Origin of the sequence: Microbulbifer sp. MKSA007 (assembly GCA_032615215.1) — a bacterium.
Taxonomy (GTDB): Bacteria; Pseudomonadota; Gammaproteobacteria; order Pseudomonadales; family Cellvibrionaceae; genus Microbulbifer.
Window position 1 is genome coordinate 3,066,331 of record CP128433.1, and the last position, 25,942, is coordinate 3,092,272.

The window sequence follows — 25,942 nt, forward strand, 5'->3', positions numbered from 1 at the left end:
GTACAGCTACAGTTTGAAACGCAGTAGAAAGTTGAAAATTTTATCAAATCTTTGGCCATAAGGTGGTCGTAAAGGCACCGCCGCTGACTTTTTGGCTTGTGTAAAGATCGGTCGTAATTTTGAGAATTCCAAAAAACCCTCATAAGCGTGATATTGCCCCATGCCACTCGCCCCAATACCACCAAAGGGCAAGTCTGCCTGGGAGACATGCATCGCGCAGTCATTGATACAAACACCTCCAGACATTGTGCTTTTGATAATCTTTTCCTGAACATCTCCGCTAGAACTGAAAATATATAATGCTAAAGGCCTATCTTTACTATTTATGTAATCTATCGTATCAGACAGATTCCTATACGTAAGAATAGGTAAAATAGGGCCAAATATCTCCTCGCGTAGCAGACTCATGTCTTCTGTCGGGTTTAACACTAAGGTGGGAGCAATTTTTTGCAAACCTTTATTGTTTTCAACATCTAATAACGGCAGAACTGTAGCCCCTTTCTCCAGAGCATCCGTTAGACAAGTATTCAGCCTATTAAACGCCTTTTCATCAACAATCGAAGTATAATCTTCTGAATTTAAAGATGGATACCATTTGGGTACAAGTCTCTTAGCCGATTCCAAGAATCCTGAAAGTTTTTCTTCAGGAATCAATAAATAATCTGGAGCTACACAAGTTTGGCCCGCATTGAAGAATTTTGAGCTCAAAATACGTTCCGCAGCAATATTTTCATCAAAGTCGCCACATATTATGGCTGGAGACTTACCTCCCAGTTCTAGTGTCACAGGAGTTAGGTGATCCGCAGCTCTCCGCATTACCACTTTTCCTACTTTGCCAGATCCAGTAAAGATCATGTGATCATATGCCTGGGCTGTAAACTCCGTAGCGCTCACTCCAGGAAGAATAGCTACCAGATCCTCTGAAAAGAATCTATTAAATAACTGATGTAATAATGCAGAAAGGGCACGCGAGTTAGCAGCCATCTTGATCATACAGCGATTCCCTGCGGATATCGCACTCACCAAGGGCCCAACAGATAGAAGTAGTGGGTAATTCCAGGGGGTAACAATAGCAACCACCCCTTTTGGTTGAGGTAATACGCGATTTTTTACTCCTCGAAGTAGCAAAGGCACATGACGTTTCTGAATTTTCATCCACTTTTTTAAGCGCTTACGAGTGTAACGAATCTCCTCGATACACCCATAGATCTCTGCAATTTTAGTTTCCTGGATGGCACGATTACCAAAATCCTCGCTTATTGCCTTTGCTATGGATTTCTGGTTTTCCAGGATCAATTGCTCTAATTTTTTTAAACTTTCCAGACGCTCCTGAAGACTCGGGTAGGGGCTCCTATTAAATGCATCCTTTTGAAGTTTAAAAACACTCTCTACTTTACCTATGCTCACAGATCTGGTGTGCTCGACAACTTTTTCCATGTGTGTGCCCTCGCAAAGTGGCAAGTAGAGAGTGAATTTGGCCGTATAGTCAGTGCTTTATGATTTACAGCTTGGCAAATCGTAAAGTGTGGTAATCAGTACTGCCAAATAGGTACTGAGTTGTTGTTAGACGCTTAAAGTAGTGACTTACATCCAACTCCTCAGTAACACCTATACCGCCATGTAACTGTATCGCCTCTTGACCGATAAACCGCGCAGCTTTACCAATACGGCTTTTTGCAGCGGATATCGCCTTAGGCGCAACTCCGTTATTGCTATCAAGCTGTAGCGCAGCCATCAACAATATTGAGCGCGCTTGCTCATACTCAGTAAACATATCCACCATGCGGTGCTGTAGTGCCTGGAACTTGCCAATAGGAACACCAAACTGCTCCCGCGTCTTAGTGTACTCAACTGTCTTCTTATAGATCCTTTCCATAGCTCCAACAGCTTCTGCACACAATGCCAACGTCGCTCTATCAACAGCCTTTTCTATAGCTCCTAAAGCCGCCCCCTCTTCCCCTATCAGATTAGCTATGGGTACTTTCACGTTATTGAATTTAATTTCGGCGGCACGGTGTGCATCCACAGTGGCATATCCATGCCGCTGAAGCCCTTCTGTATTAGGATCGACAAGTAGTAAGGTGATCCCCTCACGATCTCGCTGTGCTCCGCTCGTCCGCACAGCAACTAAGAATTTATCTGCTACGTCACCATTTAGAACGACAGCTTTATGTCCATTCAGGAGGTAATTGTCTCCATCCTTTACCGCAGTCATGGCTATATCAGTAAGGTTATAGCGACTCTGTGACTCAGTAAAAGCAAATGCCAATTGCAATTGGCCTTCCATTAACATTCCCAGGAGTTCTCGCTTTTGCACCTCACTAGCGCAGTCAGCGATAAGACCACCACTGAGAACAACACTGGCTAGGAAAGGCTCAACCACTAAACCTCGACCGAACTCCTCCATAACCACTATAAAGTCTACGGCGGAGCCTCCTAGGCCTCCATCATCCTTTCCAAACGGCACCATTAACCAGCCGAGTTCCGCAAATAGCTTCCAATTTTCCTTACTGAAGCCAATATCGTTACTCACTATTTTACAACGACGGTCAAAGTCATAATCCTGCTGGATAAACTTGCTCACACTGCTTTGCAGCATCCGCTGCTCTTCGCTGTAGGAAAAATCCATCGCTCAAGTCCTCTTTAGATGCTGCACTTACAGGCCAAGTACCCATTTACTGATAATATTTTTCTGAATCTCATTACTTCCGCCATAAATTGAGGATTTACGGTTATTTAAGTAACGAGGCACACTGCTGGCAATAACACCGGGGCCCACCCATTCTCCGTCAAACCCGCTCCTAAACTGCTCTCTCACAAACGGCATTCCGTAGTAACCCGCAGTCTCCATATACAGTTCATCGATAAGTTGAGCGACTTCGGTTCCTTTGATTTTAAGGATGGAAGATTCCGCTCCTGGGGCACCACCTGTACTTACCGCCGCAAGCGTACGTAGTTCAGTAAACTCCAGGGCCAAGAGATCAATTTCAACTTCGGCCAGTTTTTGGGCAAAAGCCGGGTTCTCAAGCAAACTATTTTCTCCATCGCAGGTCTCTTTGGCTAAATCCTTTAACGTTTGTAAGCGTTTCTTGGATTTTGCCACCCGCGCAATACCGGTGCGTTCATGGGTTAACAAAACCTTAGCGTAAGTCCACCCTTGCCCCTCCTCGCCAATACGGTTTTCTACCGGCACCCTCACATTATTGAAATGGACTTCATTTACTTCATGGTGACCGCCCAAGGTCATGATTGGCGAAACCGTAATACCGGGGTGTTTCATATCAATTAGCAAGAAGCTGATAGCAGCCTGGTTCTTTACTTGAGGCCCACCAGTACGAACCAAACAAAATATCCAGTCTGCAAAGTGACCCAAGGTATTCCAGGTCTTGGTGCCGTTGACAATATACTCATCGCCATCACGGACAGCTGTTGTTTTTAAGGAAGCTAAGTCTGAGCCAGCATTTGGTTCCGAATACCCCTGACACCACCAGACATTACTTGCCAGGATGTCAGGCAGAAATCGTTGCTTTTGTTCTTCACTACCGTAGGTAAAGATCACTGGAGCAACCATTTTTAAGCCGAATGGAATCAACTCTGGCACACCATAGTTTGCACATTCGTCTGCCCAAATGTGTTTCTGAGTAGGTGTCCAACCGGTACCTCCATATTCCACCGGCCAATTCGTAGCTGCCCACCCTTGCTCATAGAGTATTTTTTGCCAGCGAACAAAATCCTCTTTCTCCAGGGGGATTTCCTTCAGGGTTTTCTCTCTAATATCTTCAGGAAGTTTCTCTTGGAGAAACTGCTGGACTTCCTGCTGAAAAGCTAACTCTTCGGGAGAAAAATCTATATTCATTCGCCTGCTCCTTTATTAGTCGGCGCACTGAATAGCAGCTCCTACAAACTGCTTCTATCACAATCTTGCGCAGCAAAAATACGCAATCTTTTGAAAGATCCCCGGTACAGGCGGAACTAGTGTTTAACAGCTTCACCTCGACAAATTACTTACTTGCCTTTGAATTGATCCCAACATTTAAATTATTGGCGTAAAATGCCTTTATCGAAATAAAAAACCGAGCATTTCTAGCGCCAATCAACTCCAGATAGGCACACAAATCAACCGTTCGAAAAATAAAACAGGAAAAAACTCAACAACATGGCGCCTCTTTATTTTTAATAAGTTTTTATGCGCCATTTTCCATTAAAAAATGCATTGGGCACTTCTTAATATGTAAAACACTAACACCTTATTCCGCAGAGTGGAATGCTGTATTCACTTTTGCTATGGTCGTCACCATAATAACCAAAGTGAGAGAAGCCCCCATGTCGATCACGCCCATTCAATCCTCCGATACAATGTTGCAGTCACTTGCTGAAATTCAGGAGTATGAAAAAGTCCCCCTTTCGCAGCGATACCCCTGGGAAAGCACTTTTGATTTAATCCGGCAATCTGCCCGCCTCTACCAACATGACTCGGCCATCGAATTCCTGCCAACGGCCGCACCTGACGAAGACACGGTTAAAGTAACTTTCTCCGAGTTATCCCAGCGAGTGCACCAGACTGCCAATCTTCTTCACTCCATCGGTGTTGAGCCAACCGATACAGTGACTTTATTACTACCCAATTTGCCAGAAACTCATTTTGCACTTTGGGGAGGCCAGGCAGCAGGTATTACCAGCCCTATTAATCCGTTGCTGGAACCCGAACATATAATCGAAATTATGAATACCACCAGGGCTAAAGTCCTGGTCACTCTTGGCCAAGATCTTAGCGAGGAAATATGGGATAAAGTAACGCAAATTCTCGAGCAAGTTCCCACATTAAAAACTCTGTTACTAATCAGTAAAAAGCCAATTAGCAATACTCCAGTTCCAGCGGGTATTCACGCAGATAATTTTGTCTCGGCTATATCCCAACAGCCGGACGATCATCTAAAGAGTGAACGTAATATCCAGGGGAATAAAACCGCTAGTTATTTCCACACCGGGGGCACTACTGGAAGACCTAAAATAGCCCGCTTAACTCACAGCAATATTGCCTTCGTCGCTCAATTAAGTGCTGATACGTCATCCAGTAAAGGGCGCTTCGCTACCCTGAGCGGACTTCCACTGTTTCATATTTTCGGTACCGTTGTTGCGGGTATTGGCACCCTATTGGCCGGACGCACAATTGTTATCATGACACCCTCTGGTTTTCGCTCACCCAATGTCCTACCAAATTGGTGGCATCATGTTGCGCGTTTTCAGGTGAAGGGCTTTGCCGCCGTCCCCACCATCCTCGGTGTATTACTGCAAATTCCCGTGGGTGACAATGACATCAGCTGTCTAACAGATATTGGCTGTGGAGCCTCCACCCTGCCAACGGGGTTGAAGAATGCCTTTGAGGAGAAGTTCAACGTCCTTGTCAGCAATGGCTATGGCATGACGGAGTCCAGCTGCCTTTTAGCTCGCCCACCTACCGATATGCAAGCCCCTGAAGGCAGCGTCGGCCGGCGATTGCCTTATATGGAAATGAAAATTGCCGAAGTAGACGGTACCCGACTGGTTAGAACCTGCAATACAGGAGAGGTGGGCATAGTACTCGCGCGCGGGCCACATATTTTTTCTGGCTACTTATCAGAAGAGGATAATGCTAAAGCCTGGGTCGATAAGTCCTGGTTTAATACCGGCGATATGGGATATCTCGATGGAGATGGTAACCTGTTCTTAACTGGGCGGGCCAAGGATTTAATTATTCGCGGCGGCCACAATATAGATCCGGCTCTGATCGAAGAACCATTATCCCGTCACCCTGCCGTTGCTATTGCCGTTGCAGTTGGTCAACCAGATGCTTATGCCGGAGAAGTTCCAGTAGCTTACGTTACCCTGTTTCCATCCACTAACCCGCCCACAGAAGAACAACTCATTGACTATTGCCGCAGCCAAATTTCTGAGCGTGCAGCCATTCCTAAGCGCGTGGAAATTATTGATGAGATTCCACTCACTGCTGTAGCCAAAGTATTCAAACCAGCTCTGCGCAATCGCGCTACCGAATATGTCGTAGGCCAGGCATTAGAGGAAAAAAGTATTACCGCTAAGTTTTCCGCCCACTTCGATGCATCCCTTGGCCAGGTAGCAAAAGTTCAACTTGAACAAGCCTCCAGCAAAGCCGCTGTAGAGGAAGCCCTGGAAAATTTACCCGTGGCTTTGGAGTTTGAATAAAAGAAATTACCGCATGACTCAATGCACTTAGAACTCCAATATCGGAAATTTCACTATGTCACATGCCTATATTTATGACGGCGGCCGCAGTGTTTTTGGCCGCCACGGGGGCAGCCTTTCCAGTATCCGGCCCGACAACCTGCTTGCCCATGTCATCAGGACCCTGACTGAAAGAAACAATTTTAACCCTCAACATTTTGAGGACGTTATTGCGGGCAATACTAATCAGGCGGGAGAAGACAGTCGCAACATTGCCCGATTTTCAGGCCTGCTAGCAGGATTGCCCATATCCACAGGCGGCATAACGGTAAATCGCCTTTGTGGTTCCGGCTTGTCCGCTATAGCAGATGCCGCTCGCTGCATTCGCGCCGCAGAAGGAGAGCTATTTATCGCGGGAGGTGTCGAATCAATGAGTCGCGCCCCCCTGGTTCTCTCCAAAGCCAACAGTGCTTTTGATCGCAATCAGGTATTGGCAGATACGACCCTAGGCCCCCGCTTCACCAACCCAGACATTGTTGCTGAGTATGGAAGCCACAGCATGCCTCAGACCGCAGACAATATTGCATCAGACCTGAATATTTGCCGGGAAGAGTGCGATACATTTGCATTGGCATCACAAACTAAATACGAGTCGGCACGTACCGATGGCTTTTTTGTCGATGAAATTATTCCCATCGAAGTACCCCAAGGTCGCAAGAAGCCAGCCCTTCTTATCGATACGGATGAACATCCCCGCCCCAATGCATCATTGGAGCGACTTCAAGCCCTACCCGCGCTTTTCGAAGATGGAGTGGTTACTGCCGGCAACGCTTCCGGCATCAACGATGGCGCGGCGGCACTCATTATTGGTAGCGCCGAAGCTGGCCAAGCAGCAGATCTAAAGCCTAGGGCACGTATTCTCGCCAGTGCCATTGCAGGAGTAGAGCCGCAGGTAATGGGGTTGGGCCCGGTACCGGCTACCCGTAAAGCCCTCGCCCGTGCGGACTTGGAGCTTGGGGATATGGATGTAATGGAGTTCAACGAAGCTTTTGCGGTACAGGCTATGGGCTGCCTCAAAATGCTCGAAATTGATTATGCGGACCCACGGGTAAATCCCAATGGTGGTGCCATCGCCGTTGGTCACCCCCTGGGGGCCAGTGGTGCCCGTATTTTGCTGACAGCATTGCGCCAGCTGGAACGTACGGGTGGGCGCTATGCATTAGCCACCATGTGTATCGGGATCGGCCAGGGCATCGCTGTAATCATAGAACGCATATAAACCTGATTAGATGTAAATAAAACCGAGACCGAACAGTTGTCACTTAAGATCTGGAGATAGCTATGTCTAGTGTAAGTTATGAACTCATTGGCGATATCGGTGTAATTCGATTGAACAACCCTCCTGTGAACGCCCTCTCTCACGGCTTGCGTGAAGGCATTTGGGGAGCGATTAAGAACGCTCAAGGCGATACATCAAAAGCCCTGCTGCTAGTGTGTGAAGGCCGAACTTTTATCGCTGGTGCGGACATTACGGAATTTGGCAAGCCACCACAGGCACCCGCCCTATCAGAAGTGATTGCGGAAATAGAAAACTCCTGTAAACCAGTAATCGCCGCCATTCACGGCACGGCACTCGGCGGTGGATTCGAAGTGGCTCTAGCCTGCCATTACCGCTGTGCAATAGCATCGGCCAAAGTGGGGCTGCCAGAAGTCAAACTGGGATTACTGCCAGGAGCCGGTGGCACCCAGCGCACCCCACGCTTGGCTGGTGTTGCCGCTGCACTGGAATTAATCACAAAAGGGAGTCCAATACCGGCCTCTAAAGCCAAAAGTATGAAGTTAATAGACCGGGTTATCGATGATGACTTGTTAGAGGGAGCCCTCGCCTTTACCCGTGAATTGATAGCAAATGAAGCTCCTCTCCGCCGAGTCAGAGACATCGTAATAGATCCTGACAGCATTCCTGAGGGGTTATTTGATGATTTCCGCAAGCGCCTTGAAAAGAGATCACGAGGTCAGCTTGCACCGCAACATATTGTTACCTGTATAGAGGCCGCAGTTCACCAGCCTTTTGATAAAGGGCTTGCTAAAGAGCTCGACTTGTTTATCGAATGCCTGCTCTCCAGCCAATCGGCCGCCCTCAAGCATTTATTTTTTGCCGAGCGCACTGCAACCAAAGTCACGGGCTTACCAAAAGACCTACCCACCAGGGAGATAAAGAGCGTGGGCATTATCGGTGGAGGCACTATGGGCGGAGGCATCGCCATGAATTTTGCCAATGTCGGTATTCCAGTCAAACTGGTAGAAATCGATCAAACTGCGATAAATCGAGGGCTAGCAGTGATCGACAAGAATTACACCATCAGCATGCAGAAAGGGAAACTCACAGAAGGTCAAAAAACTCATTGTCTCTCGTTGATTTCCGGCACAACTGACTACGCAGACCTAGCTGATGTAGACCTGGTCATTGAGGCCGTATTTGAAAATATGGAGCTCAAACAGGAAATTTTTGCCAAATTGGATCACTCCTGCAAACCCGGTACTATCCTTGCAACCAACACTTCCTACCAAGATATTGATCAAATCGCATCTGCAACCAACAGGCCGCAAGATGTTATAGGGATGCATTTTTTCAGCCCTGCCAATGTAATGAAACTACTCGAAGTGGTTCGCGGCTCGCAAAGTGCTGACGATGTAATTGCCACTGCCATGCAACTCGCTAAAACGATCAAGAAAGTACCCGTACTAGCGGGAAACTGTTACGGCTTTATTGGCAATCGTATGTTGCGCCCCTATGGCAGAGAGTCGCAGCTGTGTTTAATCGAGGGCTCAACCCCGGAGCAGATTGATTCGATTATGCAGTCTTGGGGGATGGCTATGGGCCCTATCGCCGTTGGAGATCTAGCGGGGCTGGATATCGGCTACAAGGCGCGCCAGGGCCTGAGCGAATCAGAAAGAGGAGAGCCAAAAACCTACTGTATTGCAGATGCCCTGGTTGAAATGGGCCGCCTGGGCCAGAAAAGTGGAGCCGGCTACTATCGCTACGATCCCGAAACTCGCGCTCGCAGCAGCGACCCGGAAGTACTGAAAGTCATTGAAGCCCAAGCTAAAAGCCAAGGGGTTGTAAGGCGGGAAATTTCCGACGAGGAGATTCTAAACCGCCTAACTTTCGCGCTGATTAATGAAGGAGCCAAAATCCTGGAGGAAGGCATAGCCCAACGTCCGAGTGATATAGACGTTGTATATGTTTACGGTTATGGCTTTCCGCCCCATCGTGGAGGACCTATGCACTATGCCGACAGTATCGGCTTGAAGGAAATCTACGAAAAAATATGTACTTTCCGCCAGCAGCATGGAGATACCTACTGGACTCCAGCCCCTTTACTGGAACGGCTAGCCCAAGAGGGAAAAACATTTGCGCAATGGGCTGATGGCAAAATCTAAGCTTGTAAACTATAGGGGAAGTCAGTATGACTACTGGCTTCCCACTTTACCCGCTGCAGCCAAATAAAGAAGTTGTGTCACCATGAGTAGGCCTGATGCCTTAGTCGAAGTACAATCCCCACCAAGTCAGCCACTCCGCACGGATATCCAAAACTGGAAGGGCATTGGTTTTGCATTGGCTACCGCGCTGGTAGCAAGTACAGCGGCCGCAGCCAGCAAATGGGTGTCTACCGCTGTCCCCGTGCCATTAATTACGCTCAGCCAATACAGTATCTGCCTGATACTGCTAACCCCATGGCTAGTGCGACAAACACCTCGACACCTTACCACCCAACACTGGAGAACCCACCTAATACGCGGTTTTGCTGGGTGGTTATGCTTTTTCACATATTTTTCTGCCCTAAGCAAAATTTCACTATTGGAAGCGGGACTATTGCGTAATGCAGCTCCCATTTTTGTTCCCCTTATTGCCTGGCTTTGGTCTCGAGCAAAAATCCCCATAGCCCACTGGCTACCAATCTTACTGGGCTTACTGGGGATCACCTTGATTCTTCAACCCAACGTGGACGGTATTAGTAGCGGCCATGCCTTCGGCCTGATTTCAGGGCTTACCCTGGCTGCCTCTATGGTCGGAACACGAATTTTGTCCCGTACAGACCGGCCCAGCCTAATATTGTTTTACTACGTATTAATCTCGTTCGCGTGCAGCCTGCCCCTGGGTATCTATTATTGGGAACCAATACCTTTATGGACAATCCCCTATCTTATTTTCAACGGTGTCTCTGTACTCTTGGCTATCTGGCTGTACACCAAAGCATATAGCTATGCAAAACCCAGCGTGGTGTCGCCAATCAGTTACTTTGGTGTGGTTATTGCCGGACTTCTAGGTTGGCTCATTTGGCAGCACTTACCTAACACTATTGCACTGGTGGGGACGCTGATAGTTATCAGTGCAGGATTGTTCACAGTCTACCTATCAACTCAGAAAAAAATTGTAGCGACCCATCATAAACGTACTTTCTAAGGTGAAATTGGATGAATTGGCAGAATAAGAAACAACCCCCGTTCAATGACCATCTAGGTGTAACCATAGATAATTGGCAGGAAGGCCATGTTGCAATCAGCGTGGAAGTACAACCGGAACACCTGAATACCCACGGTGTGCCCCACGGTGGTTTTATTACAACATTAATCGATATCGCTGGCTCTTACTGCGGCCTCTACTGCCCCCACCCCAACCGCCGTCGTAGAGCCTTTACACTTTCTTTAACAGCAAATTTCACCGGTCAGGCAAAAACTAATCAACTCACTGCGATAGGTAAGCTAACGAGTACTGGACGAAAGATATTCTATTCATATACAGAGGTATATGACAGTGAAGGAACTTTAATCGCTACCGGCCAAATGACTATGCGCTATCGTGGTGGCAGTGAAACATTGGATGGTGAACTGATTGAAAAGGAATCTTACGAAGCTGCTGAATAGATATTCTAAGTATCTATCCACTTTACCATAAAGTATCTCCAGACTCTCACCGCGATGCGGCACTAGGTTGCAATGATCAGCGGCTCAATTAGCTTCACCGAAACTACTAGAAATGACATAAACGAAATAGGTCTTAAAATTAGAAGAGGGTCTTCCTTAGAGAAAGTAAACATCCATTGAAATTTCTCTTATTCTAACTTAACATTCAATACATATATGCTTACTGTGAAACTGGCATAAATTCTCATTTAATGTTGCAGCCTATAAATCCACATCAGATTAATATTGATTTCTATATGCATTTAAATACGAGCCAAAATTTTCATACTATCTTAGATCCCTCACCAAGCTAAGAAAAGATATCATATACTATTGATCCATGCGGAGAACTATAAAACCAACAACTCTCCAGCTGCAAAAAATGAAATGCCAAAGAAATACATCAAAAAATATAACATACCCATTTAAATTAGCTTGTTTTTCGCATGAGCCACCAGATGGACAAATCACCCTTCTACTGTGTTTAACCATGATAAACTAGTGCCATCGTTATTTCAGTATGGTTATATTTGAATTTTTAGGGCGCATTTATAGGCAGTCGGGGCCGGAGCGAAAGCCATACCATTCAAGGGCTAACAATGATTATTCACGAATAGTACGTGCCCCCCTTTGGGATGAGGCAGGTGAGCTAATTATGACTCCAATTATTATAATAGAAGCTATTCTGTTACTAACACCCCATAAAGCACGCTCTGCAAGGGCATTTTTGTTAACCGGTACAGATCTCGACCGTCGCGAGTAATTAGCTTGACTCAAGTCGGCCTATTTAATGTTACGCGCAGATCATTGATAAACATATAGAATACATCAGATATAAATCTCAGCTGATCGATTTAAATCTTATTTCCTTTATTCACGCCCATAAGTTCCAGCAGAACATTTTTTGGACTGACTCGCAAGCAAACTGACAAATGATGAATGTTACAAAAACAACCCTGCCATGCATATCATCTGACATTACAGTATTCAACTTAATCTTCAGTTTTTCGTAAAATTTTATTAGGATGAATATCATCTGAATCAACAATAACTTTTCCTTCCTCCAACTTTTTACTAATTTTTGGCAATAAAGATTTTTATGTTGGACGACCTCCAAGATACGTGATATTAGAAAGGAAAGTATTAAGCAACTCTGTGATTGAACGCTCTTAACCCTCTACGTTAATTCTAGAACTCATACTGGCATGGAAACAATTAACGATTTTAATACAAAACTACTTCAAGCGTATGCCAAGGATCGGCTTGAAACCAGGTTTTGAGCTGAAATATGGGAGATGGTTACCGGTCGTTACTAAATGAGCCGGTTTTGAAAGATTGGTGATACTATTATATTATTTGAAGTTGGCTGTGGATTGTCTGACTTAGGGCTTGCCTTATAGCGTAAACGTTGCATTTGGGCCTGAGGGTTAACTACTACCTATTTGGCGAGAAAAAACTAACTACTTACCAATATGACTTTATTTCTCTCTACCCTTGAAAACATTAACCGGGAATTGCTTTATATTCTAACTCCTTATAGATGAGAATATTCTTCTAATGCATGAATACAGAAAAGAAATTGACGGATTAAGATTCTTGGCTGTTGCTCCCGTAATTATCTTTCACTATCATCCGGCCACACTGCCTCTGGGTTACTTGGGGGTAGATCTTTTTTTTGTGATCTCTGGATATTTGATCACCGGGCTGATAATGAAAGATACCGATAAAGGGAGTTTCAATTTAGCTCACTTTTACATCCGACGAATTAGGAGAATTTTACCGGCTGTATTGGTCGTATTCCTTTTTGTGTTAATTTCTGGTCTGATTTTTTTCATCTCTTCAGATTTAATCAGATTATCTACAAGCCTGCTAACAAGCTTATTTTTTGTTTCCAATATATACTTTTGGCGCTCAGGTGGTTATTTTGGTGCTAGTGATGAACTGAAGCCTTTATTACATTCTTGGTCCTTGAGTATCGAAGAGCAATTTTATCTTGTTTTCCCTTGCACGCTATTACTGCTAACCAAATTATCCAAAAATAAGAATTTTTATATAATCTTAGCTTGCTTAGTTATATTGGCATCCATCAGCCTAAATATATTCATTCTTTCTATCGGGGGTGAAAATCCTGCTTTTTTTCTTACACCCACACGAATCTGGCAGCTTGCAATTGGCGTCCTGGTTGCTCTATTAGCTTATAGAAACCCACAGCAAAATAAAAACATAAATATTCTGCTATCTTACCTGGGGTTTGGGATGATCATAGTCGCGTATTCATATCCCGAAAACTCGATTATTCCAGCTATTTTGATAACGACAGGGGCAGGACTAATGTTGTATCAACCCATTGGTTCGCAAAGTTTGTTATATTGTATCTTAACTTTATCAGCAATTCGTTTTATAGGCCTTATTTCATATTCCATGTATTTGTGGCACTGGCCAGTTATCTCTATCATTAAATATGTTTATGTTGATCCACCTAGTAATTATGTATTGATATTAGGATTCTTATTTACATGCCTTGCTTCAGCTTTGACTTGGAAATTTATTGAAATTCCTTTTCGCCACAAATATCCTGATAAACTTTCCATACTATTGATTGCCCTGTTATATATCTTGATCGTCGCATCGACCGCACTAATTTTTAGCTTTAATGGATTTCCTAAGCGTCACCCTCCATTAGCAAATAATTTTTCGGAATCAATAAGCTCTAACTTTCGTTGTGGGGTTAGAGAATACTTACCTTTTGGTGCCTCTAGAGCTTGCTTAGTCGCAGGTGATAATAAGCAACCCTATTCAACAGTACTTTTGGGTAATTCTCATGCACAAATGTATGGGCCAGCTTTTGTTAATGCATTAAACAGTATTGATGAGAAAGGTCTAATTGTCCCTTTAAATAGCTGCTTGCCAACACTTAGAGTCAATCTCAGTCAAGATTGTTTGAGAAAAGCAAAAAAGAACTATGAAGCTATTGTTTCTACTAAGGAAATACAGAAGGTAATTATCGCACAAACTTGGCATTCTAATAGATATATTAGCTCTGAAGGTAGCCTTGTCAGTAGAAGAGCCAGGGAAGCTTTGGCTGAGGCTACAATTAGCTTTGTCAATCGATTGGAGAAGGCTGGTAAGATAGTCTATGTATTAGGGCCGATTCAAATACCTGGCTATAATTTTCCATCTATTCAAAGCCGAAAGTTGGCTATGGGGATCTATAATCCAAAGCATTTCTTTGTAGGAATTGAAAAATTTAATGAAGATTATCTTGACGTTGTTAACTACCTACATAGTAGATTGGGTGACCAACTGATGTTACCTCACCAGATTCTATGCCCAGAAAATACCTGCCTATTTTCTAATGGTGAGGTTTCATACTTTAGCGATAGTCACCATTTGAGTCCTGCAGGTGCATTACTTATGACTCCGTTATTTGATACGATAGTCAAGGGAACTTAAGTTAACTGTTAGGTTAGATTAAGTCGAGTATATAGTTTATTCAGGATATAAATAATGAGCATAAAATATAAACAAGGAACTAAAGCTGACTGTCATCGTGTAGCAGAACTCGATTACATAACATCCGACGGTGTTGTTGAGTATCTTTTACTCGATTTTATTCCCGACCAATCGCCCTTCGTTTCGGATAATATGTGCCGTTAGTCCGGGAGGGTTCTTCTGATCGCGCCGGCACCTCTCCCGGCCAAGATATGATCTGAGGGAGTTGTAATGATATTGTGGAGGAACAGCTTGGATGAAATCCCAGGGGCCTCGCGTAGCTTAAACGAGAAACAATATATAAAGTAAGGCAATCCTTAGGAATAACTCGTGAGCCTTGAAGGCTAAGCCAGATCAGATATAGTTTAAACCGTATTTCCGGACACCCATCAAAGAAGTATATTTAAATGTCAAATTCATTGACATAATGTAGGGACTTCCACAAAGTACTGGATACAAAAACAGCCACCTCACCTAATTCCATGACCCTATCTCGATGCTCACAGATATCTCTTGATGCAATACCCTACTATCCCTGCGTCTCTCGCTGTTTACATAGGGCATTTCTTTGCCGAAAAGATGTTCAGCTTGGGAAAAACTATGAGTATCGACGTCACTGGATTGAGGTCGGAATGTAAAAACTGCCATTTTCGCCCTTGATATTGCAGCCTATGTAGTAATGAGTAATCATATACCATATCGTACTCTATATTGACTCAAATACAGCCAAAGCTTGGTCCGATACTAAAGTCATTCATCTCTGGCAGCGAGTTTTTTAGTACATCAATACTGGCTCAACGCTGTATTCAAGGTCACCCCCTTAATCACAGTGAAATGGAAAAGCTCAACGAGCTTATCTCTCTAACGAACCTATTGCTCGCCAGGCCAATGCAGAATACAAGTGTACAGGCCGCTTTTCCGAGGCGTGCTTTAAATCCCAAGCTTCGACGGATGAGAGAGCCCTTGCCACCTACATGACCTATGTCGATCTCAATCCTATCCGAGCCAAAATGGCCAAACCCCGAAAGATTCCAGTCACACTTCCATTCAACAGCGTATTCATGTTGCGACCACAGGTGAGCAGCCCAAAGACCTACTGCCATTTGAAGGAGGCGAACATGCGTAAGGGGTTACCCTTTCAATTGGAGCACTACCTGGAACTAGCGGGCTGAAGCGGTCGATATTTAGATCCCAGAAAGCGCGGCTCCATTTCTGAGAACGCTCCCCCATGCTCGAACGCTTGGGTATACCACTAAAACACTGATTGTATCTCAGTCGTAATTTTGTATACCACTATAATCGCCTGGTTGGATCAGCAGAGACCGTACGACAAGCTTGCATCAAGATCGGGAAACACAGGGTACAAAGTATCAGCAATTTCCAACGCTACCTTTCTGCAACACCCTGCTAATTCTAACTCTCTCCAACCGCCTTCATTCCTTTCAGATTTTGCCTAAAACCTTAATTTTCAAATCCGTGGCATAATACTTGGTCTTTCATTACGCGTTAGTGCCAATTTATGAAAACCAGTCGCCAAGGGGGGTACCTGCGCCTCAGCTGGCCCCCTACCTTTATCTATGGGTGTCCACAAGACCAATTCATGCACAAGATCAACTTCAAGCCCGCTTAGAAAAGGAATTTGTTATGAAAAGTAGATATCTAATGCTGCTGTTTCCTTTTGTGCACGTTATTATAATTAAGGCAAAATCAAGAATCTCCATGCTCTTTAAGATCTCCCAATCGTCCTTTAAAATTTTTTTTGCTTTGAAGTACTCCTCGCAATCGATTCGGTATTCTAAAGCGATCAACTTCATCGAAGAAATAGCGGATTTATGTGCGTAAGAAACCATTTGTATCGGATATACGCCTTTGGGGGAATTCAATAACTTTGGATACGTCACATCCATCAGCTGAGCCATTTCGCACACTCTGCGAGGTGTTAGCATATCTGATTGAATGTTGTATTTAACAGCAACAGATGCAAAAGAAATCCAACCAACTAGTAAATTAGTGTATAACTGTGCCTCTCTATTTGGTTCTATACCCTTTTCAAGAAGATCGTACATAAAAGCGAGATTGGTTTCATGTGAGGCAATCAAATCTCGAACCTCTTTATCTTCCGCAAAAACTGGCCCAGTTAAAACTAATATTGCCATTAAAAATAAAGAATATTTCATAAGTTAATTGCCTTTATACGCCACAACATAGGAACCACCAGAACTCTCTATTGCCATCACTACTTGTATTGCTGCAGTCATCAAAGTAGCTCCATCCTTAATCGTACCCTATGACTTTACAGAACTTACTACTACAGTATTGGCTCCCGCATCAAGGATGCGCATTTTGTGCTACACCCGTCGGGATACCACCAAACTTAGAAGAAATTTTGTCATTAATTCTATCTTTTACTGAGATTGATTCCATATAATAAAATTCATTAAAATTATCTATAGCATTAACAGGTTTTTCAGGAGTCCATTGATCCATGGTCCCACGAGAGTATAACTCCCAAAGCTGATGCTCTACAGCGCAATTTGCCTTAACACCAACCTTGAGATGATCAAGCTCATCCTCGCACGAAGAGCCTGCCGAGCACCTAGAAGCACTTGAATGTAATCCTACCCAGCAGATTTCTCTCACGGTGATAAGGATATCGAATAACAGAAAAATGGCTTTACCATAGATTTAAGCGTCTATTTGTTTAACCCGAAAACTCCTATCTATGGATATCCTGAATAATTGGTGAGATATACCTCACACCCTAGCAGCCTCTAACTTTTACGATACTTAACCATACGATCTAAACTCCAACCAAGAAGAGAAGATTTTTCTTGCGCCAACAATGGCAGATCAGCCTCAATAAAACGCTTATGCAATATTTGCACTCCCAAGATATGATTGAGCATCGCATCCAATTGAACCTTTTTTGACCGATGCAGGGTCGGTAACTTATACTCTTCAATTAAAGTATCTATTTCCGAGTATCGCAGTAATCCAGCTAAATTAACCTCCTTTGGGCTGAGAAATTTCTCAATAACTCGTTGCACCCAAGTCCAAGCTCCGGTAACTGTCTCTACCGGAGGAGCCATGAATGCAAATTTTTGCTTTTTATATAGAACATCCGGAAGGACTCCCTTCATCGCTTCGCGAAGGGCATACTTTTCTGTAGTTCCGCTAATCCTGACCGATGGTGGGATTTGTATAGCAAACGCAGCCAGGTGATGATCGAGAAAGGCCGGACGGGTTTCAATGGAGTGTGCCATATCCACTCGATCACTTACCCAGCCCAATATCTGGGTCTCAAACATAGTTTTTATCCAAAGATACTGAGCAACATCCAGCGGATGTCTACCTTCAAGTTGTGATAAATCTAGCGTATCAACAATTGCCTTCCCGGCATCATAACCAGATATTTCTTTGCGCCACTCTTTGTTAAGCAATTTTTCTGCTTGATGATGACAGCTTAACCAGGATTGCAAGCATGTAGGGGTGAATCCTAAAGTCCGTTCCATTCCCTCTGATCGATAACTATCAATTGGCAGCATAGCTCCCTTAAATAAGCTATTGCTCCTTTCTAGATGTTGCTGCCAGGTTCTTCGTTTATTCAACTCAGCTTCAGATGTGCCATACAAGTAAAAATCTTTTTTAAATGCAGGATACCCAGAAAATAGCTCATCTGCCCCCTCCCCAGTAATTGCAACCTTGTAGCCATTAGACTTAACAGCTTTACTGAGCAAAAATTTAGCTACTGATAATGTATTGTAAAATGTCCTTTCGGTATGCCAGATGGTTTCTGAATAATTTTCATATATTTCTTCATCAGTTACCTTTACTATGAATTGGCTGACACCAATCTCACTCGCGGCTTCCTTTGCGATATGAGACTCATCGTAATCCGGATTTTCAAACGCTATCGTAAAGGCGGTGAGATCCTGCTGAGAAAGCGACTGCCCTACCCCAAGCAAGCTACCCGAATCAACACCACCTGAAAGATAATAGGTTACTGGGACATCAGCTTGAAGCCTCAAAGACACGGAGTCTATAATTTGTTCCCGCAAACCCTCAATATAATACTCATCAGACTTGTCACGAGCATACTCATCTGAAACCAAAAAATCGATGTCCCAATATTTATGTTGAGTAACAGCCAGTTCAGTGTTGTCTCGCTTAACTTTTGTAATGCACCCAGGTTCAACCTGGAAAACCCCTTCAAAAGCGGTTGTTCCAGGAATCGATACCTGAATGAGCTGGTGATACACTCCATGCGCTGTCAGTCTTCTTTGGACATCAGGGTGGGCAAACAAACTTTTAATTTCAGAACCAAATACTAAACCTTTTTTGATTCTAGCCCAATAAAGTGGCTTCACTCCAAACCGATCTCTAACCAAGTAGAGGCAATCCTCCATTTGATCGTAAACGGCAAATGCAAATTCTCCTCGAAGATGTTTAATAGCCCGAACAAGACCTAACTCCGCAATAAGATGCAAAATAATTTCGGAATCACTTTTACTTAAAAAATAAACTCCAGAGGCCCTCAATCTGGCTCTTATTCGCTGATAATCATAGATTTCACCATTATGAGCCAAATAGTAACGACCATCTTCTGACACATAAGGCTGAGAAGCGCGCTCATCACTCAGGTCATTGATCGATAAGCGCACATGACTCATCCCAAATCCCAGACCTGGAGGATTTGTAAAACCTACACCATCCGGGCCACGGTGGAACTGGATAGCAGCCATATTTAGAAGGAGTTGACCATCGACAGGCATTGTACGCGCACTATGAAGAATCCCAGCTATTCCGCACATAGACGATACCTTTTATTGGGGCCATTTCGAGACTGGAGAGGCTAGATAATGTCTACGACCTCACTAGGGCGGCCACAAATAGCCATTGCCAAGGCCATTCTGACGTACACACCACCTTTTGCCTGTATAAAATACCAATTATGGGGCGTATCATCCAGATTACTATCAAGCTCCCCCATTCGGGGTAAAGGATGCAGCACAATAGCTTGTTTTTTCAAAGGAGAATTATTATCTATAAAATATCCAGACCCAAAATCTCTATGACCCGCTGTTTTTAGGGATATAGCATTCATATAGACCACATCGAGCCGGGGAAGAATATCTCCAATCTTATCCGTTAACCTTATTTTTAAACCTTTTTCCTGAAGCATTGATAATTGCGCTTGCCTAAACGGTTCTTGTTCTTCCTCATCACAAAGCACAAAAACCCCTGAGAAAAACTCAGGAAAACAGCTCATGAGTATCAAGAGGCTTCTCGCCGCTCGCATTCGAGCTGGCGCTCCAATTAAGCCAATGGAGAGTTTTCGACTTTTTCCTGACAGAATGGAAGGGTTCCACTTAAGAAGTGCATATAGATCGATAAGGGATTGCGTGGGGTGCTCATCTATCCCGTTACCAGCATTGATGATTGGTATACTTAAATTATTAGACATAATTTTCACTGAATCTTCAGAAGAATCCCTCAAAACTACACAATCACCATAATTACTTACCATCTCTGCAACATCTCTTAAGCTCTCTCCGACACCAATACGTGTTGTCCCTTTATCTGTAATTGAAACAGTACTCCCTCCAAGTCGCAGCCAGGCGCTTTCAAAAGATAGCCTCGTCCTGGTGCTCGACTCAAAGAATGCGCTGATTAAGATTTTATTATTTAAATGACATGAGAATTTTCTGTTATCCAGCTCACAACGAGCGGCAAGTCTGAGTAACTGCAATATTCCATCTCTATTAAGCTGACTGCTCGATATAAGACTTTTACCAGTCAGGGACTCTAAGTATCTACCCTGCTCCGGGATAGCCTCTACCAGAGTTTTTGCCATCAAATTTGTATCTTTGTCGAACGGAGCGCTAGTCATCATAACCAAAGCCTAAATCAAATTTGAGGGGACAATTATCGCTTGAATAATCTGCGTGCAGATAAAGCACTTACAATACGGTTACTTAAATTCATACATCTAGTACCACCATCAAACTAAGAATCTTCAACCAATTTTATTGAACCTTGTTCCAATACGGTGTTCTTTCTAGCATTTCCTGCTGAATATCTTCTGGAAGAAGTTGAAATGGTGGAATTCCCTGCTGTATCTGCCATCCACCTCCGAGCGATAGATACACCTGCACCAGGTTCGCTGCCACGGCACCTCGCGCTATCGCCAAAATATCCTGCTGCTGAACATCTGATATCAGCGTAGTTATCACAGTATCAAATTCCACTTGACCATTAGTATATTGAGACAGGGAAATATCGACAGATCGCTGGGAGGCCTGGGCAGCCACCTCATAGTGAACTAATTGCCTTTGAGATTTTATATAAGCGACAATAGCGTTCTCCACATCAGCTTGCGCTAACAGAACTATTTGCTGATAGTCAGACACCAACTGCTGGAAAATCGCATCCTGTAGCCTGACATTGCTCCGAAGTCTTCCGTAGTTAAAGAGATTCCAGTCAAATTCAATAAAAAGGTCCCAGGCACTACTGCTGCCATTAAGTTGACCGCCATTGATATCGATAGCCCCTATCTCCCCACCAATACTAAAATTTGGATAGAGTTCCGCCCTCGCAACACCTATTAACTCACCTTGAGCTGCCAGCCGTCGCTCTGCTGCACGGATATCGGGTCGCTGCCTTAGTAAATCCTGAGGCATACCAACAGTAACGACTTTAGGAATCATAGGTATGGATGAGGGAAAAGAGACGATGTACCTCAAACTATTAGGAGGTATTCCCAGAAGGACTGCCAGGGCATTTTCAAACTGCTGTAAGCTTATCTCCAGTCCCGGCACACTGGCTTCTGTGTTACTGAGCAAAGCCTGCGCTTGCTCCGCATCCAGTGCACTGACCTCTCCTGCACGAAATTTGACTCTCGCGATCCTTAAACCCTCACGTTGTACGCGAATGTTTTCCCTGGCAACTTCTAGCCTGCGTTTCGTTGTGCGAATATTGATATAGGTTTGCGCCACCTGGGCAATAATAGAAACCAGCACACCATCATAGTCAGCTATGCTGGCTTCAAAATCTGCTGCGGCCGAATTAACCAGCCTTCTTAACTGCCCCCAGGTATCTAATTCCCAGGTTAAATTAAAGTTCGGGTAATATTCAGTCTGCAGATTGCCAGTGATCCCCGATCGAACATACTTTGAACGATCAATAAGTCCCTCAAGCTGCTGTGTTTGGGGATACTGGTTACCTATTGCAATAGCTAGCTGTTGCTGGGCCTGGAGAGCCCTGAGAGCCGCAGAACGCAGCTCCAGGTTATTCTCAATCGCAAGTGAGACTAATTCGTCCAGCGTCACATCTGAAAATGCCCACTGCCACCACAATGGGTTAACGGCTTCCAAGGTATCCAGTTTTGAGCTGGTTTGATAGATCCACTCACTTTCGACCTCTACCGGTGGGGGATGGTAATCTGGCCCCAGCATACAACTACTGCCGAAGATGAGCAGCAATGCCAACAGACACCCCTGTAGGCTCCGTATTAACCCTTTCCTGAAACTATTGGGATTGCACCGGTTCATCTTGCTCGGTGCCCGCAGAATTGCTCATTACTAGCACTGAGCTGGTAAATCCAACACGAAGCTTCACAGATTCGGGGACTTCTGTCAGATGAATCCTGACGGGAATACGCTGTGCAAGGCGAATCCAGTCAAATGTGGGATCTACCATTGGCAATAAGTCATTACCTGCAGTTCCATCTTTGCGAGCAATACCCCAGCCAATACTTTCAACATATCCTTCCAATTCTAGATGAGGATAAGCCATCAACTTCATAAATGCCTTATCCCCCGGAGCGATCCGACGAACAAAAGTTTCGCGAAAAAAACCATCAATACGAAAAGTGCTTATATCAACTACAGAAAGTGCAGGTTGGTTGGCGACGGCCTGATCACCGTAACGAAAATCTATATTGGTGACATAACCAGTAACCGGAGCAACAACTGTTGTGTATTCGAGATTTAGCCGCGCCTGCTCCAGCAGCGCAAAAGCCGCACGAACGCCCGGGTTATCGGCTCCAAGCGCTCCCAATTGTGCTCTAACCTGCTCCAGCTCCGCTTGGGATTGCTCCAAAGCAGCCATAGATTCCACCAAGCTGGCTTCTGCACCCGCTCGATACTCAATTGTGGATTCATACTCAGCCTGAGCCGCTTGCAATGCCCTTACTGATGTCGCTCTCTGGGGTAGCAGCTCTCTCTGCCGATCATATTCAGCTTTGGTTCTTGCAATTTCCGCATCAAGCGCGCCGATATTACTTTTTGCCAGATCAATATTTGCTATTGACTCCCTAATCCTGGCCTCATAAGCGAGAATATTCTTGTTTTGCGCTCGGTATGTATCGAGAGCTTCCTCGTACTCTGCCTTGGCCTCTTCCAAGGCTGCTTCATATATTCTCGGATCAATCTGAAACAGTAGTTCCCCTGCTTTAATAAACTGATTATTCTTAATAGGCAACTCAACTACCTGTCCAGTTACCCTGGGAGTCACTTGAATAATGTCCGCCTGCACTTTTCCATCCCTGGTCCAGGGATTATTGAGATATCTCCAGAACTGGATAATAAGTAACAGCAGTGCTACAAGCACTATTGTTCCAGTAAAAATATATTTTCTATACCTAGCCACTACTATATTCCCAAGAATATCCTTCCTATAAAAATTGAATAAATTACACTGAGGGAGATAATAACAACCGGTGGATTGGCAAAATATCGGGATAAACGATACCGATCCAAAAGCCTAGCGGTTAACAAGGCCGCAACAACACCAAACAAAGCTATCACCAATATTGGTGATAGATAGAAACTGCCTATTGATATATCGTGCGGTACTCTTTCCATTTAAAACCCTACAGACATTAAAGACACCTTTCCTCACAGAAAGCCTTCCAATCCACAGATTCTGAAACGCGACGAAACTCTGCCAGATAGTTATTGATGCAGTGGGTAACACCCAAGAAATAAAGAAAGTTTGTTACACCCTCTCTGGATTTTTCACTACATTCCCTTAGCTCCATCAACTCACCGACATCAATATTTGCCCTTTCAAATATCCTCCTATAACCTCTTCGCAGGGATTCAATATCAACCTTTTGGTTGCCACCAGAAAAATAGATAAGTATTTTGCTTGCAAGCCGCCTCCATATAAATGCCTCGCGAAGTAATCTTTTAGGAGCCACAAAATTTATTTTCTTCTTATCTATCTTATATAACAGCTTAACCTGATTGGATATCAACATAGCCAAACCTATAAGGCTTTGCATCTGGCTTCTGGTCATACCCCGCATTTTTTTATCAGAAATGCCCTCCACCCAATAGAACACTCTCTTCCTTGAGATCATAATAATATTCAGGTGGTACAATATATATAACCTGAAAAACAATGATTCTCTCTTTTTTTCGGAATATCACCCTCCACCACCAGCCATGCGGCACTATTGAGAATCCTATCAATACTTCTCTTCAGGTTTATTTCTGGGTGAGCAGTGAAGGGGATATTTCTTGAAACGGCCAAAATACAAAAAATTATCGCCAACACAAATAGATAATTTGTGTAAACTACAAAACTATACTCTTGAGAGTTGTTAAAATTAAAAATAATCTGGGGAAAGATAAGAACCAGGGTTCGAATCATCGACTGGGGTCCAAAGACCTTATTCGAGGAAAAGCTTACTACAAACGTCCATACAAAAATCACGACAGCCAATGAATAAAATCCGTGCAATTTCGGCATTAGAAAGAAATATATAGGTGCCGATAATATGCACACTAAAATCGTGAAAACACAGGTTTCAAACAATTGAATTTTAGGGGTCATTGAGGCGAGAATACCTATTACTGTTATCAGTAATATAACCAGCAATCCACCAATCATGTCAGGGATAAAAAGATATGCCAGATAAGCGATCCACATTCCCATCTGAACACGGACAATATTAGTCAACCTGTCCGGGTCGGGCATCAAAGCTCCAAGCCAGCCTATGCCATCACTACTTACCTGTCTCGAATAGGAGTCACCCCGTGTTTGTATATCATTTACTGAATCAATTAGAGATCGGGTTTCAACCTCCAAGTCATTTAAGGATTTTCTAGTAACGGCTAAAGCAGCGGTTTCAAAGGTTGACAACCTCTTTACTTCTTCAATATTTCCTCGAACCACTCTCCCATTGGCACTATCTACAGGCATTTCCTCTGAAAGGGCGGTTTCCACTTGCGCGAGACGCCCCTCAATGTCGGGCATGTATTCGTCGACACCAATAAGGAATTTTGATATACCCAGATCACCTGAGAGTGCTAAGCTTTCTTCCAACTTCAAGAGGGACTGCGTGACGGCTGTCGCAGATTGACCAAAGTGACCCCACTGCTTTCGACATTCCCACACCTCATAACTATCTGAGCTCGCATCGCCAATGGCTGTTTGTAAGCGCGTATCAAGCTCTAAAAGAGCAACACGCTTTTTACGCCTAATCTTTATTTTCTCGCCACTTCTAACCCGAGAAAAACAATTATCCACAAATCGACGATGTTCTCTCAATAAATCCAGAGATGCTCTTCTTAACTCACCACGACTACAGTTAGGCCAGATCAAAACGGCTACCAATCCGTAGACAATTATTCCGAGCAAGGACTCCTGAATACGTAAAACCCCAGCCTTGTAGGAGATAGAGAAGTCGCCACCAGTCACATCCCACAACAAAAAGATGACATACCCACTTGTAAGCCAAAAATACTGATAGTTTGATCTCTGTAAAAAATAGACGCAGATAGATACCCAGATAGATAGGGCGATCATAAACAACCAGCGATCTTGCGGAAATAATGCGACGATTATCCAGCCAGCCAGCAAGGCAAATAGCGTCCCTAAAATCCACAAAATGGCTCGATTAAGAGACTGCCCCAAATTCGCCTGACTGCAGACAATAACAGCAAATCCAGCCCAAAAAGGCTTCTCCCAATTCAGGCCCAAGGCAATGGCATAAACGATCACTAAAGCTGTTGCTAGCTTAATAGACTCTTTAACATTACGAGACAACTGCAAAGCTTTCTCCGACCATTTCTACATACTATTGCTTCACCATTTTGATCTTTGGCACAGCAATATGTATCTACCCTAAATACAAGCTGGATAACCAAAAGGGAGTATGGCATATAAAAAGGTAGAGAAATCTAAGACCTGGGGGCTTAGCAAAAACGGCCCAAGGCCTAACAATCCGCCCACTGGTATGAAATACAAATTCTGCCAGCTTATAAAAATAAACGCCTAAAATACCAAAAGGATT

General features: G+C 44.1%; 17 protein-coding genes. 6 read left to right on the plus strand and 11 right to left on the minus strand.

The features are described 5' to 3' along the window. Positions 1–6: 6 nt before the first annotated feature. From QT397_16505 to QT397_16515, 3 genes are all read right to left on the minus strand, one after another. Positions 7–1,437: a coniferyl aldehyde dehydrogenase gene (locus QT397_16505; protein ID WNZ54492.1), complete on the minus strand. Its 1,431-nt coding sequence runs from the start codon at positions 1,435–1,437 to the stop codon at positions 7–9. A 64-nt stretch (positions 1,438–1,501) separates the two neighbouring features. After that, the gene (locus QT397_16510) at positions 1,502–2,629 is read right to left on the minus strand and encodes an acyl-CoA dehydrogenase family protein (protein ID WNZ54493.1); all 1,128 of its coding nucleotides are present in this window, start codon (positions 2,627–2,629) and stop codon (positions 1,502–1,504) included. 27 nt (positions 2,630–2,656) lie between these two features. Further along, complete coding sequence (locus tag QT397_16515) at positions 2,657–3,856, minus strand: acyl-CoA dehydrogenase family protein (protein ID WNZ54494.1); 1,200 nt, start codon at positions 3,854–3,856, stop codon at positions 2,657–2,659. Between the two features lie 467 nt (positions 3,857–4,323). Here QT397_16515 and QT397_16520 point away from each other — a divergent pair, with 467 nt between their 5' ends. From QT397_16520 to QT397_16545, 6 genes are all read left to right on the plus strand, one after another. Beyond that, positions 4,324–6,201, plus strand: a complete 1,878-nt coding sequence (locus QT397_16520; GenBank protein WNZ54495.1) for an acyl-CoA synthetase — start codon at positions 4,324–4,326, stop codon at positions 6,199–6,201. Between the two features lie 55 nt (positions 6,202–6,256). After that, positions 6,257–7,459: a 3-oxoadipyl-CoA thiolase gene (locus QT397_16525; protein WNZ54496.1), complete on the plus strand. Its 1,203-nt coding sequence runs from the start codon at positions 6,257–6,259 to the stop codon at positions 7,457–7,459. Between the two features lie 62 nt (positions 7,460–7,521). After that, positions 7,522–9,624, plus strand: coding sequence for a 3-hydroxyacyl-CoA dehydrogenase NAD-binding domain-containing protein (locus QT397_16530; protein WNZ54497.1), 2,103 nt, complete (start codon positions 7,522–7,524; stop codon positions 9,622–9,624). Between the two features lie 82 nt (positions 9,625–9,706). Next, positions 9,707–10,648: a DMT family transporter gene (locus tag QT397_16535; protein ID WNZ54498.1), complete on the plus strand. Its 942-nt coding sequence runs from the start codon at positions 9,707–9,709 to the stop codon at positions 10,646–10,648. 11 nt (positions 10,649–10,659) lie between these two features. Then, on the plus strand, positions 10,660–11,109 hold the full coding sequence (locus QT397_16540) for a PaaI family thioesterase (GenBank protein WNZ54499.1): 450 nt from the start codon (positions 10,660–10,662) through the stop codon (positions 11,107–11,109). A gap of 1,596 nt (positions 11,110–12,705) precedes the next feature. Next, complete coding sequence (locus QT397_16545; GenBank protein ID WNZ54500.1) at positions 12,706–14,601, plus strand: acyltransferase family protein; 1,896 nt, start codon at positions 12,706–12,708, stop codon at positions 14,599–14,601. A 1,655-nt stretch (positions 14,602–16,256) separates the two neighbouring features. Here QT397_16545 and QT397_16550 read toward each other — a convergent pair. The 8 genes from QT397_16550 to QT397_16585 form a co-directional block, all read right to left on the minus strand. Next, a complete protein-coding gene (locus QT397_16550) occupies positions 16,257–16,817 on the minus strand; it encodes a hypothetical protein (GenBank protein WNZ54501.1) in 561 nt (186 codons plus the stop codon). Positions 16,818–16,968: 151 nt separating this feature from the next. Beyond that, positions 16,969–17,127 (minus strand): hypothetical protein, encoded by a 159-nt coding sequence (locus QT397_16555; protein ID WNZ54502.1) that lies wholly within the window; start codon positions 17,125–17,127, stop codon positions 16,969–16,971. A 284-nt stretch (positions 17,128–17,411) separates the two neighbouring features. Further along, positions 17,412–19,451 carry an asparagine synthase (glutamine-hydrolyzing) gene (gene asnB / locus QT397_16560; GenBank protein ID WNZ54503.1) on the minus strand — a complete coding sequence of 680 codons (2,040 nt, stop codon included), beginning with the start codon at positions 19,449–19,451 and terminating at the stop codon, positions 17,412–17,414. Positions 19,452–19,492: 41 nt separating this feature from the next. Next, positions 19,493–20,533 carry a hypothetical protein gene (locus tag QT397_16565; GenBank protein WNZ54504.1) on the minus strand — a complete coding sequence of 347 codons (1,041 nt, stop codon included), beginning with the start codon at positions 20,531–20,533 and terminating at the stop codon, positions 19,493–19,495. Between the two features lie 133 nt (positions 20,534–20,666). Beyond that, on the minus strand, positions 20,667–22,127 hold the full coding sequence (locus QT397_16570; GenBank protein WNZ54505.1) for an efflux transporter outer membrane subunit: 1,461 nt from the start codon (positions 22,125–22,127) through the stop codon (positions 20,667–20,669). Between the two features lie 40 nt (positions 22,128–22,167). Then, on the minus strand, positions 22,168–23,250 hold the full coding sequence (locus QT397_16575; protein ID WNZ54506.1) for an HlyD family secretion protein: 1,083 nt from the start codon (positions 23,248–23,250) through the stop codon (positions 22,168–22,170). A 271-nt stretch (positions 23,251–23,521) separates the two neighbouring features. Then, positions 23,522–24,025, minus strand: a complete 504-nt coding sequence (locus tag QT397_16580; GenBank protein ID WNZ54507.1) for a hypothetical protein — start codon at positions 24,023–24,025, stop codon at positions 23,522–23,524. Continuing rightward, a complete protein-coding gene (locus QT397_16585) occupies positions 24,013–25,701 on the minus strand; it encodes an FUSC family protein (protein ID WNZ54508.1) in 1,689 nt (562 codons plus the stop codon). Before QT397_16585 ends, QT397_16580 begins: the two co-directional genes overlap by 13 nt. Positions 25,702–25,942 lie beyond the last annotated feature (241 nt).

Excerpts from the sequence above, each read along its gene's own strand:
- QT397_16555 (WNZ54502.1), bottom strand. The coding sequence starts at position 17,127 with ATGGATCAATGGACTCCTGAAAAACCTGTTAATGCTATAGATAATTTT.
- QT397_16525 (WNZ54496.1), top strand. The coding sequence starts at position 6,257 with ATGTCACATGCCTATATTTATGACGGCGGCCGCAGTGTTTTTGGCCGC.
- QT397_16565 (WNZ54504.1), bottom strand. The coding sequence starts at position 20,533 with ATGATGACTAGCGCTCCGTTCGACAAAGATACAAATTTGATGGCAAAA.
- QT397_16535 (WNZ54498.1), top strand. The coding sequence starts at position 9,707 with ATGAGTAGGCCTGATGCCTTAGTCGAAGTACAATCCCCACCAAGTCAG.
- QT397_16530 (WNZ54497.1), top strand. The coding sequence starts at position 7,522 with ATGTCTAGTGTAAGTTATGAACTCATTGGCGATATCGGTGTAATTCGA.
- QT397_16545 (WNZ54500.1), top strand. The coding sequence starts at position 12,706 with ATGCATGAATACAGAAAAGAAATTGACGGATTAAGATTCTTGGCTGTT.
- QT397_16540 (WNZ54499.1), top strand. The coding sequence starts at position 10,660 with ATGAATTGGCAGAATAAGAAACAACCCCCGTTCAATGACCATCTAGGT.
- QT397_16505 (WNZ54492.1), bottom strand. The coding sequence starts at position 1,437 with ATGGAAAAAGTTGTCGAGCACACCAGATCTGTGAGCATAGGTAAAGTA.
- QT397_16510 (WNZ54493.1), bottom strand. The coding sequence starts at position 2,629 with ATGGATTTTTCCTACAGCGAAGAGCAGCGGATGCTGCAAAGCAGTGTG.
- QT397_16520 (WNZ54495.1), top strand. The coding sequence starts at position 4,324 with ATGTCGATCACGCCCATTCAATCCTCCGATACAATGTTGCAGTCACTT.
- asnB (WNZ54503.1), bottom strand. The coding sequence starts at position 19,451 with ATGTGCGGAATAGCTGGGATTCTTCATAGTGCGCGTACAATGCCTGTC.
- QT397_16515 (WNZ54494.1), bottom strand. The coding sequence starts at position 3,856 with ATGAATATAGATTTTTCTCCCGAAGAGTTAGCTTTTCAGCAGGAAGTC.
- QT397_16550 (WNZ54501.1), bottom strand. The coding sequence starts at position 16,817 with ATGAAATATTCTTTATTTTTAATGGCAATATTAGTTTTAACTGGGCCA.